The organism is Micropruina sp., from assembly GCF_047606665.1.
Classification (GTDB): domain Bacteria; phylum Actinomycetota; class Actinomycetes; order Propionibacteriales; family Propionibacteriaceae; genus Micropruina.
Map to the genome: position 1 here is coordinate 19,403 of NZ_JASGEF010000044.1, position 11,456 is coordinate 30,858.

The window sequence follows — 11,456 nt, forward strand, 5'->3', positions numbered from 1 at the left end:
GCCCGCGATCCGACTCCTCCCATCGGTGTCGAGAGAGGGAGTCCGTGATCAGCAGCATCGTTGTCGCCCATCTGGTGGTGGCTCTGTGTGCACCCTGGCTCGCCCGCCGGATGGGTTCCAACGGCTATCTGGCGATGGCGATCGTCCCGGCCGTCGGGTTCGGCTGGCTGATCGGTCTGGCGCCGCTGATCACCTCGGGCGGCCGCTATGTCGAGACGATGCCGTGGATTCCGCAGTTGGGCGTCGAGATCCATTACCAGGTCGGCCTCTTGCAGTGGCTGCTGGCGCTGATCGTGACCGGCATCGGCGCGCTGGTCCTGTTCTACTGTCGGTGGTACTTCGAGGCCGGAGCCAACCCGCGGACGATGGGGGTGCTGACCGCGTTCGCGGCTGCGATGCTCGGTCTGGTCACCGTCGACGACCTGGTCATGCTGTACGTGTTCTGGGAGCTCACCACGGTGTTCTCCTATCTGCTGATCGGCTACGACCCGACCAGGAGGGCGAATCGGTCGGCAGCCATCACCGCCCTGGTGGTCACCACCACCGGCGGCCTGGCGATGCTGGTCGGCATCGTCGCGCTCGGCTTCACCGCCGGCACGTTCAGCCTGTCCGCGATCCTGGCCCAACCGCCGACCGGGACGCTCTCGACGGTCGCTGCGCTGTTGCTGCTGGTCGGCGCGCTGAGCAAGTCCGCCCTGGTGCCGTTCCACTTCTGGCTGCCCGGCGCGATGGCCGCCCCGACCCCGATCTCGGCCTACCTGCATGCCGCCGCCATGGTGAAGGCCGGCGTCTATCTGGTCGCGGCGATGGCGCCCGTGTTCGCCGCCGTCCCCGGCTGGCGGCTGGCGGTCGGTCTGCTCGGCGCCTGCACGATGATCGTCGGCGGCTGGCGAGCACTGCGGCAGAACGACATCAAGCTGCTGCTGGCCTACGGCACGGTCAGTCAGCTCGGCTTCATGGTGCTGCTCAGCGGCTTCGGCACCCAGGCGACCATGCTGGCCGGCCTGGCGATGGTGATCGGGCACGCCCTGTTCAAGGCGACCCTGTTCCTGATCGTCGGCGTGGTCGACCACTCCACCGGCACCCGCGACCTGACCCGCCTCACCGGCGTCGCCCAGAAGCTGCCGCTGGTCGCCGTGCTGGCCGGTGTGGCGGCGGCGTCCATGGCCGGTTTGCCGCCCACCTTGGGCTTCATCGCCAAGGAGTCGGCGCTGGAGTCGCTCAGCTATCTGGCGGACGCCGGCGACGGCACCGGGCTGACCCCGCTGGTCGCGGCGCTGATGGTCGCCGCCGTGGTGGCCGGATCGGTGCTCACCGTGGCGTATTCGGTGCGCTGGTGGTGGGGCGCCTTCGCCGACAAGGCGGGGGTGGCCGAACTGGACGTCCATCGTCCGGCCACCGGGTTCCTGGTGCCGCCCCTCGTGCTGGGGGCGGCCTGCCTGGTCGGCGGCTTCCTCGGCGGTCCGATCACCGACCTGTTGGCCCCCTACGCGGCCACCGTCGGCACCGGGCACGCCAGCCACGGCCTGGCGTTGTGGCACGGGTTCACCGTGCCGCTGGGGTTGTCGCTGCTGGCGATCGCCGGCGGCGGCGTCCTGTTCTGGCAACGGGACGCCATGGCCCGCGTCCAGGCGACGTTCCCGAAGGTGCTCGGCGCCGACGAACTGTACGCGCTGGCGATCAAGCGGGTGGACGCGATCGCGGTCGAGGTGACCGCGCGCACCCAGCGCGGTTCGCTGGCCAGCTACACCTCGATCGTGCTGGTCATGGTGGTGGTGCTGGCCGGCGGTTCGCTGTTGTTCACCACGCACTGGCCGGCGTCCGTGCAACTCTTCGACCAGCTGCCCCAGGTGCTGATCGGGGCCGCGATGATCGCCGCCGGCGTGCTGGCCGCGACCTCCCGCGGCCGGGTCCGGGCGGTACTGCTGGTGGGTGTCACCGGCTACGGCACGGCGCTGCTGTTCCTGCTGCACGGCGGACCCGATCTGGCACTGACGCAGGTGCTGGTCGAGACGGTGTCGCTGATCGTGTTCGTGATGGTGCTGCGCCGGCTGCCGAAGTACTTCACCAACCGTCCGTTGCATTCCACCCGTTGGTGGCGCACCGTGCTGGCCGCCCTGGTCGGCGGCAGCGTCACCCTGCTGGCCATCGTCTCAGCCGGGGCGCGGGTCGCGGTGCCGGTGTCGGTGGACTACTACGAGGCGTCCTACGAGTTCGGCTACGGCAAGAACATCGTCAACGTGACCCTGGTCGACACCCGAGCCTGGGACACCATCGGCGAGATCTCGGTGCTGGTGATCGCGGCCACCGGCGTGGCCAGCCTGATCTTCCTGCGCTCGCGGGTGCAACGCGTCCGGCCCCGCGAGGGGGACGCCGCCTTCGGTGCGCGCGGCCTGTGGCTGCGGGCCAGCGGGGCGCTCGATCCGGGGTCGCGCTCGCTGATCTTCGAAGTGGTCACCCGGATCATGTTCACCGTGATGATGGTGGTCTCGCTGTTCCTGCTGATCGCCGGCCACAACGCCCCCGGCGGCGGGTTCGCCGGCGGACTGGTCGCCGGCATCGCGCTGATGATCCGCTATCTGGCCGCCGGACGCCGTGAGCTGGACGACGCCGCACCGTTCGACGCCGGACGCCTGCTCGGCCTCGGCCTGGCGATCGCCGTGCTCAGCGCGATCACCCCAGCGCTGCTGGGCGGCAAGATCTTCCAGAGCTACGACCTGAAGATCGTCATTCCTGGCTGGGAACACCTCGACACCCCCTGGGGCGCCTGGACGCTGCTCGGCGAGATGCACTTGGTCAGCTCGACCGTCTTCGACGTCGGCGTCTACCTGATCGTGATCGGCGTCGTGCTCGACCTGACCCGGACGCTGGGCGCCGGCATCGACATCCAGTCCGAACAGGACCAGGCACCGGTGCCGCAGCCCGAGTCGACCCGCGCCCTGCCGGCGCTGACCCCCGAATCGGAGCAAGTCATCCGCTACACCACCGGCGGCGGAAAGGGGCACTACACATGACCCCGAACGTGACCCTGGCCATCGTCGCCGGCGCGCTGGTCGCCTGCGGCGTCTACCTGATCACCGAACGCTCGCTGAGCCGCATCCTGATGGGCGTGATGGTCGCCGGCAACGGCGTCAACCTGCTCTTCCTGGTCGCCTCCGGGGCGGCCGGCGGTCCGCCGCTGATCGGCGTGACGCCCAAGGAGGAGATGTCCGACCCACTGCCGCAGGCGATGGTGCTGACCGCGATCGTGATCGCCCTGGCCACCGCGGCATTCCTGGTCACCATGGCCTACCGGTCGTTCCAGCTGAACGGCCATGACGAGGTCGCCGACGATGTCGAGGACGCCCGGATCCGCGAGTTGGCGCGGGCCGACGAGGCGTCCGACAGCTTCGAGGAGATCAAATTCACCGACACCGGGGTGGACGTGGTGAGCGAATGAACAATCTGCTCCCGCTGCCCGTGCTGCTGCCAATGTTCGGGGCGGCGCTCACCTTGGTGCTCGGACGCCGTCCGCGGCTGCAACGCGCGGTGTCGATCCTCAGCCTGGCCGGGGTCTGCCTGGTCGCCGGCTCGTTGATCTGGATCACCGACACCTACGGCGTCCAGGCGTTGTGGGTGGGGGCATGGGCGCCGCTGGGCGTGGTGCTGGTCGCCGACCGGCTGGCCGCGCTGATGCTGACCGTCGCCTCGCTGGTCACCCTCGGCGTCCTGATCTACGCCACCGGGCAAGACCAGGAGGAGGTGCACCGGGAGACCCCGGTGTCGATCTTCCACCCGACCTTCCTGCTGCTCTCCGCCGGGGTGTCGGACGCCTTCCTGGCGGGCGACCTGTTCAATCTGTTCGTCGGCTTCGAGGTGTTGCTGTTCGCCTCGTACGTGCTGATCACGATGGGCGGAACCGGCGAGCGGATCAGCGCCGGATCGATCTACGTGGTGATCAACCTGGTCAGTTCGCTGCTCTTCCTGACCGCACTGGCGGTCACCTATGCGGCAACCGGCACGGTCAACATGGCGCAGCTCAGCCTGCGCTTCGCCGAATTGCCCGGCGACGTCACGATCGGCATCCAGCTGTTGTTACTGGTGGTCTTCTCGATCAAGGCCGCGGTCTTCCCGCTGTCGTTCTGGCTGCCCGACTCCTATCCGACCGCACCGGCCCCGGTCACCGCGGTGTTCGCCGGCCTGCTCACCAAGGTCGGCGTGTACGCGATCCTGCGCACCCAGACCGCGATCTTCCCGGACAACCCGCTGACCGATCTGCTCGGCTGGACGGCGTTGGCCACGATGGTGATCGGCATCCTCGGCGCCATCGCGCAGTCGGAGATCAAACGATTGCTGTCGTTCACCCTGGTCTCGCACATCGGCTACATGATCTTCGGTATCGCGTTGGCGACCCAGGCCGGCCTGGCCGGGGCGATCTTCTACACCGCCCACCACATCACCGTGCAGGCGGCGTTGTTCCTTGTCGCGGGCCTGATCGAGCGGGTCGGCGGATCGACCTCGATGGACCGGCTGGGCGGCCTGGCCAGCACCGCGCCGGTTCTCGGGGCGCTGTTCTTCATTCCGGCGATGAACCTGGCCGGCATCCCGCCGCTGTCCGGGTTCGTCGGCAAACTCGGCCTGTTGATGTCGGGCGTCGAGGTCGGGACGCCGCTGGCCTGGGCCCTGGTCGGCGGCAGCGTGCTGACCAGCCTGCTCACCCTGTACGCGGTGGCCAAGGTCTGGAACCGGGCGTTCTGGGGGACGCCGGTGCTCGGCCCGCAGGCCCCCGACGAGTTCACCCTGGACGACGACTCGCGGGCGGGGCGGATGCCCGGTGTGATGGTCGGGGCCACCGCGGCGTTGGTCTGTCTCGGGCTGGCGCTGACCTTCGTGGCCGGTCCGCTCTACGGCTACGTCGACCGGGCCGCCGCGGGCGTGCTGGGCAATTCCTATCTGGAGGCTGTGCTGTCGGGGGTGGCGCGATGAAGCGATCGTCGAGCCGGCGCCGGCTGCGCTGGCGGCTGCAGTGGCGGGCGATCCTGGCGCTGACCGTGATCTGGGTGATCCTCTGGGGCAACTACTCCCTGGTCGACGTCCTGGTCGGCATGCTGCTGTCCTGGCTGGTGACGGTGACTTTCCCGCTGCCCCCGATTCGCTATCACGGACGGCTCCGGCCGCTGGGCCTGCTGCGCCTGGTGGCGGCCACCGTGCGCGACCTGGCGGTGTCGTCCTGGAGGCTCGCGCTGGCGGCGTTCGGCCGGCAGATCGACTTCCAGCCCGCGGTGATCCGGGTCCGGTTGCGCAGCAACCAGGACCTGTACCAGGTCGAAACCGCCGAACTCATCTCGATCGTGCCCGGCTCGATCGTGATCGACGCCCGGCGGGCGAACCGCACCCTCTACCTGCATCTGGTGGACGCCGCCGGCCCGGACGGTGTGGAGCACGCTCGGCAGCAGGCTCTCGACGTGGAGCGGCGGGTGCTGGAGGCGGTCGCCAGCACCGAGGAGCTCGCCGAGTTCCGCCGGAAGGAGCCGAGATGACCCAGGTGCTGATCTGGCTGGCCATCGCGATGATCTCGGTCGCGGTCGTGCTGACCTTGTGGCGCATGACGACCGGCCCGTCCACCCTCGACCGGATCGTCAGTTCCGACGTCCTGGTCTCGATCGTGCTGGTGTCGATCTGCCTGGTGATCGTGGTCACCGGTGACACCAGCGCGTTGCCGATCCTGCTGGTGCTGGCCATGGTCGCCTTCACCGGCGGGGTGAGCGTGGCCCGGATGCTGACTCCCGGAGCACCGGACCGGCAACGCTACCGCCGCGACCGGGAGGAGGACCGATGAGCCCGGACGAGGTGTACGAGCTGATCGGGGCGCTGTTCCTAGTGGGCGGTGCGTTCTTCTGCCTCGGCGGCGCACTGGGTCTGGTGCGCTTCCCGGACGTCCTGGCCCGGATGCATGCCGCGACGAAACCCCAGGTGTTCGGCCTGTTGTTGGTGCTGCTCGGGGTGGCCTTCTCGATCCGCGACCCGAAGGTCTGGCTCAGCCTGCTGGTGGTGATCGTGCTGCAGATCCTGACCGCACCCGTTGCCGGGCATCTTGTCGGACGCGTCGCCTACCGCTCCGGTGCCTGGGAACCCGGCGACCTGCTGGTCGATGAGCTGGCGGACGACCTGCGCGACGCCGGTTTCACCCGCAACGAGGAATTCCGTCCGGAGCGCGGCAAGGACCGCCCGGCGCGTCCCACCGACTGAACCGCGGGGACGGTTCTCAAAGCTGCGAAAATCGTCACCGTGGGGACGGTTCTCAAGGATTCGAGAATCGCACTTTTGAGAACCGTCCCCAACGGTTCGAGAATCGCATTTCGAGAACCGTCCCCGAATCGTTGAACGGCGTTCGATCGGTCAGTTGGTGGCCAGTTCGGCCGGCGACCGCAAGATGCAGAACTCGTTGCCCTCGGGGTCGGCGAGAACCACCCAACCGGTGCCGGGTCCGGTGATGCCGCGATGATCGGCGACCAGGGTCGCGCCCAGGGCCAGTACCCGCTCGACCTCGTCGTCCCGCGATCCGGTGCCTGGCCGCAGGTCGAAGTGCATCCGGTTCTTCACGGTCTTGGGTTCGGGCACCTCGATGAACAGCACCCGGTGCCCGTGGTCGGCGGTCGATCCCGAAAATCCCCCAGTCGATTGCTCAGAGGCGGGCGACACGCCGGGCGAGGGCGATCGAGTAGGGGATTTTCGGGATGGCATGGGTTCGACGATCATGCATTCAGGGTCACCGGGGGAGTTCGGATCGTCCGGAAGGTCGATGTAACCGAGCACCTGCTTCCACCACTCCGACAGCGCGTAGGCATCGGCGCAGTCCACGCTGGTGTGGGACACGAAAGACGTCATGACGCCACCCTGCCTCGAAGCCGGTCGACGCACCAGGGTGGGCCCGGCGCTTGTGGGCGATATGTCGAACGTATGGCAGTGTCACTATGCGTATGCATAGCTGCCCTGGTGACTTCCGACGACCTCATCGATGAGGCCCTGGCCGCTATCGCGGCGTCCCGCGCACATCTCGACCCGGACTATCCGCGGTCCCACCTCGCGCCTCCGGTCGGACGTCTGAAAGACCCGAACGGCCTGGTGGTCGGCGACGGCCCTTGCCACGCCTCTATCGGTTCGGTCCGTTCTTCCCGACCCGCATCTGGACTGCCTCGACTTTCAGATCCGGACGAAGCTCGGGAAACTCGACCGGGGCTTCGAGTTCTACGCCCCACAGGTGTTCCGCCTCTCCGACCCGGCGGGCCCATTCCAGCACCGTGCCGGCCATCAGGTCGTCGGTGGCAAAAAGGCGTCCAGGGCGGCATTGAGCAACCGGGTGCGCTCCGCTCAGTGTCGGCGCGTGTCCCATGCAGTTCCAAGCAGGGCTCGGTACCCGGCTTGACCAGTGCCCGCTCGACATCTGCCGCCATCTCGTCGAAGAACGCCTGCGCCACCCGGTCCTTGGTGTGCTGGCTGAGGTAGCCGCGATTGTTCAGCACCGCGACACCGTGGTCGGAGAGAGGCCGGCGCGAGCGGCCACGTCAGAGAGGCTCGGCTCGCGTTTCGGGTTCGGCCACCTTTCATCCGCTCCACCGGGTTCTTAGGCATCCTGGCCCGCCGGCCGGCGGTCGAAACCGGCTACCGGCCGCAAAAGGGCAAGTCACGGGCCGGTTCGAGGGCGTTTCGGGCGACCGGCGGGTGCTGCCCGGTCACCAGCGGAGCCCAGCGGGACGTCACTCCCAGGGTGCCGGCAACACCTCGACGTCGTAGCGGACCCGGCTCACCGCGCCGTCCGGGGCAGCGAGTTCGACGCGCCAGGCGTCCGCGAACTGGTCGACGCCGGGCAGCATCGGAATGGTGCCGCTCATCACCACCGTTCCCGGGCGCAGCAGGCCGGCCGCGCCCATCCGCTCGATCCAGTAGTCGGGAGCGAGCAGCAGGGCGGGGGAGCCGTCCTGGATCAATTCCTCGACGCCGTCGTTGGTTACCCAGGCGCGTAGCGTGAACGAGTCGAAGGCGTCCCGGACGTCGCCCCAGCGCCAGGCCAGGTCGCCCAGGAAGTCGGGGGCCGACTGTTTACTCCAGGCCACCCCGTGCACCTCCAGGGCGCGGTCGGTGTGGTCGCAGGCGGCGGTCACCAGATAGTCGTCGGACGAGGTCGCGCCCGCGGGAATCAGCAGCGCCCACTCCGCCTCGCCGGAGGTCCGTCCGTGCGGCACCTGGACGTGATCGCCCTGCACCGCCAGCGTCCCGGACAGCGGGTAGAGGGTCGGGATCGTCGTCGGCCCGGGGACGCCGAGTTCGGCCAGTTCGTCGATGTGGTGCTGCACCTGCTCGCCGTCCCGGCCGGCGTAGCCGCCGTTGAGGGCATACCTGGTTTCGACCGGAACGGTTCCGCCGCCCGGTAGGGCGAAGTTCAGCCGCGCCATGTTTCCTCCTGAAGTCAGAACTGCCGAATCTCTTGCCTGTGCCGCCTGTATACAACGAGTATGGGGCCACGACAAGGGAGAGGGACGGATGACCGAGACAACACCCCAGACCGTGACCGAGCGGCGAAACCTGCGCAAGGCGTTCGTGGCCAGCCTGTCCGGTACTGCGCTCGAGTGGTACGACTTCGCGCTCTTCGGAGCCGTCACCGGCAGCGTGTTCAGCAAGCTCTTCTTCGACGGCTCCGACCCGGGCATGGACACGATCAAGGCGTTCCTGACCTACGGTGCGGGCTACGTCGCGCGACCGGTCGGCGGCATCTTCTTCGGACGCCTCGGCGACGTCGTCGGACGCAAGAAGGTGCTGGTCTGGACGCTGACGCTGATCGGCGTCGCCACTTTCGCGATCGGGTTGCTACCCACCTACCAGAGTGCCGGGATCTGGGCGCCGATCATGCTGGTGGTGCTGCGCTTCGCCCAGGGCGTCGGGGTCGGCGGCGAATGGGGCGGCGCGGTGCTGCTGTCCTCGGAGTTCGCCCGGCCGGGCACTCGCGGGCTCTGGGCGTCGGCGGCCCAGACCGGGGTGCCGCTGGGCAGCTTCCTGGCCAACCTGCTGCTGGTCGTGATGACGGTGTCGATGTCGAACGAGGCGTTCGTCAGCTGGGGCTGGCGGGCCGCCTTCATGCTGTCGCTGGTGCTGGTCGGGTTCGGCCTGTGGATCCGCCACCAGTTGGAGGAGACCCCGGTCTTCCAGAAGATCATGGAGCGTGGTGAGGCCCCCGAGGCGCCGGTCTCGGAGGTGTTCCGCACCCAGGGCCGGGCGCTGCTCGGCGCCGTCCTGGTCCGGTTCGGGCCGGACGTGCTGTACGCGTTCTTCGCCGTCTACGTGATCACCTGGTTGCAGGCCGGCCCTACTCCGCTGACCAACCAGCAGGCACTGACCGCCACCATGACCGCCGGGTTCGTCCAGGTGTTCACCATGCCGTTCGCGGGCTGGCTGTCCGACCGGATCGACCGCCGGCTGCTCTATGCGATCGCCACCGTGCTGGGCGCGATCTGGGCGTTCGTGTTCGTCGCGATGCAGGAGCAGCGTTCCTTCGGGATGGCTGTCTTCGGGGTGATCGTCGGGCTGATCTTTCACTCGTTCATGTACGCGCCGCAGGCCGCGCACATCGCCGAGCAGTTCCACGCCCGGCTGCGCTACACCGGCAGCTCGCTGGCCTACACCTTCGCCGGGATCTTCGCCGGCGGCCTGGCCCCGACCATGTTCGCGCTGTTCTGGGCGAACGGGCAGAACAGCTGGGCGATCGCCGGCTACATAGCCGCGGCCTGCGCGATCACCCTGGTCGGCCTGGCGATGGGCCGGGCGGTGGTCGACGAGGTGGACGAGGCGCTGCTGGAGGACTCCGCCGCGTGACGGTGGGGACGGTTCCTTTCCGGTTCAGGGGACGGTTCCTTTCCGGTTCACCGGACGCCAGTCGCAGTGTCGGGTCAGGCCCGCGAATGCCTGGTCACGGTGCGCAGCAGGTGGGCGCGCAGGGCATGCTCGACGGCTGCCTCGTCGCCGGACGCGAACGCGTCCACGATGGTCTGATGCTCGTCGATCACCTGGTGCCGGCCGTCGGGGTCGCGCTCCAGCGCGGCGACGCCGATCACCACGTGGCGCACCCGGACAGCCTCGTACATGTGGGTGATCACCGGGTTCCGGCCGGCCGCCACCAGCTGGGTGTGGAACTCCCGGTCGACGGCGATGAAATCGGGGGCCGGGCAGTCCGCCGGCAGCTCGCGTTGCCGCCGCAGGGTCGCCTGCATCTGATCGAGCGGCACGGCCAGGTTGCGCATCGCCTCGCGGGCCGCCCAGACCTCGATCACAGCGCGGGCCTGCAGAATCTGATGCACCTCTTCGGCCGACAAGGCCGGGACGAACGCGCCCCGGTTCGGGATCAGCTGCACCAGGCCCTGCGCCGACAGCAGCAGCAAGGCTTCCCGCACCGGCGTCCGGGAGACCCCGATCCGCTTGGCCAGGGTGCCCTCGTCGATGAAGGTGCCCACCATGGAGGGGTCGGTCAGCAACGCGCTGCGCAGGTGCTGATAGGCGGCCTCCCGCCCCGACCGCGGGCTCATGAGCCATGTATACCGGAGAGAAGACCATGACCACAGCACTGCGACTGGCCGCCTGCCAGTTCTCCGCCACCGCCGACTGGGCCGCCAACCTGCAGCGGCTCGGCTTGGACGCCCGGACGGCCGCCGAACGCGGCGCCCAGGTGGCCGTGTTCCCCGAGGCCGCCATGGCCCGGTTCGGCAGCGAGACAGCGGCGCTCGGCCAGGCCCTGGACGGGCCGTTCGCGGACGGCGTCCGTGCCCTCGCCGAGGAAACCGGGCTGCTGATCGTGGCCGGCATGTTCACCCCGTCCGGCGACGGCCGGGTGCGCAACACGCTGCTGGTCAGCGGTGCCGGAGTCGAGACCCGGTACGACAAGATCCACCTCTTCGACGCCTTCGGATCGCGGGAATCCGATGTGGTGGCGCCGGGGGACGCGCTGGTCACCATCAATGCGTTCGGCACCACCTTCGGGCTGGCCACCTGCTTCGACCTGCGCTTCGCCTCCCAGTTCTCTGCCCTCGGACGCCTGGGCGCCGAGGTGCTGCTGGTGCCGGCCTCCTGGGGCGAGGGTCCCGGCAAGGCCGAACAGTGGGATCTGCTGGTCCGGGCGCGGGCGATGGACGCTCAGGCTTGGCTGCTGGCCTGTGACCAGGCTTGGACTCCGCCCGCCGGCACCGACCCGTTGGGCATCGGACGCAGCGCCTGCATCGATCCGCTGGGCGGCGTCCGGGCCCGGCTGGCGGCGGGGGAGGGCATCCTGCTCGCCGATGTGGAACCGAGCCTGGCGGCCGACGTCCGGGCACGGGTTCCGGTGCTGTCCGCGGACGCCTGAACACCCTCGTCATCCCGGACCCCCGACTTGCTCCGGGATCTGGGTGGTCGCGTGGCTGGTCGGGCTGCGGGGATCCCGACGTTCGCCGGGA

Annotated in this window: 11 protein-coding genes; 8 read left to right on the forward strand and 3 right to left on the reverse strand. The window is 69.1% G+C overall.

Translation table 11 applies throughout. The features are described from left to right. The first annotated feature begins 44 nt into the window (after positions 1 to 44). From QM619_RS10530 to mnhG, 6 genes are read left to right on the forward strand one after another with little or no spacing between them, the layout of a single operon-like run. Positions 45 to 3,014, forward strand: a complete 2,970-nt coding sequence (locus QM619_RS10530; protein ID WP_415107940.1) for a Na+/H+ antiporter subunit A — start codon at positions 45 to 47, stop codon at positions 3,012 to 3,014. Then, positions 3,011 to 3,439: a Na(+)/H(+) antiporter subunit C gene (locus QM619_RS10535; RefSeq protein WP_415107943.1), complete on the forward strand. Its 429-nt coding sequence runs from the start codon at positions 3,011 to 3,013 to the stop codon at positions 3,437 to 3,439. The genes QM619_RS10530 and QM619_RS10535 overlap by 4 nt, the downstream gene beginning before the upstream one ends. Next, entirely contained in the window at positions 3,436 to 4,965 is a 1,530-nt protein-coding gene (locus tag QM619_RS10540; RefSeq protein WP_415107945.1) for a Na+/H+ antiporter subunit D, read from the forward strand. The genes QM619_RS10535 and QM619_RS10540 overlap by 4 nt, the downstream gene beginning before the upstream one ends. Beyond that, complete coding sequence (locus QM619_RS10545; protein WP_415107948.1) at positions 4,962 to 5,519, forward strand: Na+/H+ antiporter subunit E; 558 nt, start codon at positions 4,962 to 4,964, stop codon at positions 5,517 to 5,519. Before QM619_RS10540 ends, QM619_RS10545 begins: the two co-directional genes overlap by 4 nt. After that, positions 5,516 to 5,818, forward strand: coding sequence for a monovalent cation/H+ antiporter complex subunit F (locus tag QM619_RS10550; RefSeq protein ID WP_415107951.1), 303 nt, complete (start codon positions 5,516 to 5,518; stop codon positions 5,816 to 5,818). The genes QM619_RS10545 and QM619_RS10550 overlap by 4 nt, the downstream gene beginning before the upstream one ends. Next, the gene (gene mnhG / locus QM619_RS10555) at positions 5,815 to 6,228 is read left to right on the forward strand and encodes a monovalent cation/H(+) antiporter subunit G (protein ID WP_415107954.1); all 414 of its coding nucleotides are present in this window, start codon (positions 5,815 to 5,817) and stop codon (positions 6,226 to 6,228) included. Before QM619_RS10550 ends, mnhG begins: the two co-directional genes overlap by 4 nt. Before the next feature lie 150 nt (positions 6,229 to 6,378). On the opposite strand, the gene QM619_RS10560 is transcribed toward mnhG, so the two are convergent. Together QM619_RS10560 and QM619_RS10565 are read right to left on the reverse strand one after the other, a co-directional pair. Further along, positions 6,379 to 6,867, reverse strand: a complete 489-nt coding sequence (locus QM619_RS10560; protein WP_415107957.1) for a VOC family protein — start codon at positions 6,865 to 6,867, stop codon at positions 6,379 to 6,381. A gap of 869 nt (positions 6,868 to 7,736) precedes the next feature. Next, positions 7,737 to 8,432, reverse strand: a complete 696-nt coding sequence (locus tag QM619_RS10565; protein WP_415107960.1) for a DUF2848 family protein — start codon at positions 8,430 to 8,432, stop codon at positions 7,737 to 7,739. Between the two features lie 88 nt (positions 8,433 to 8,520). On the opposite strand from QM619_RS10565, the gene QM619_RS10570 reads away from it, so the two are divergent. Continuing rightward, the gene (locus QM619_RS10570) at positions 8,521 to 9,846 is read left to right on the forward strand and encodes an MFS transporter (protein ID WP_415107963.1); all 1,326 of its coding nucleotides are present in this window, start codon (positions 8,521 to 8,523) and stop codon (positions 9,844 to 9,846) included. 74 nt (positions 9,847 to 9,920) lie between these two features. Here the strand turns inward: QM619_RS10570 and QM619_RS10575 are convergent, their stop codons facing one another. Further along, positions 9,921 to 10,553, reverse strand: a complete 633-nt coding sequence (locus tag QM619_RS10575; protein WP_415107966.1) for a GntR family transcriptional regulator — start codon at positions 10,551 to 10,553, stop codon at positions 9,921 to 9,923. Between the two features lie 26 nt (positions 10,554 to 10,579). Between QM619_RS10575 and QM619_RS10580 the strand changes: the two genes are divergently transcribed. Then, positions 10,580 to 11,365, forward strand: coding sequence for a nitrilase-related carbon-nitrogen hydrolase (locus QM619_RS10580; protein WP_415107969.1), 786 nt, complete (start codon positions 10,580 to 10,582; stop codon positions 11,363 to 11,365). Positions 11,366 to 11,456: the final 91 nt, after the last annotated feature.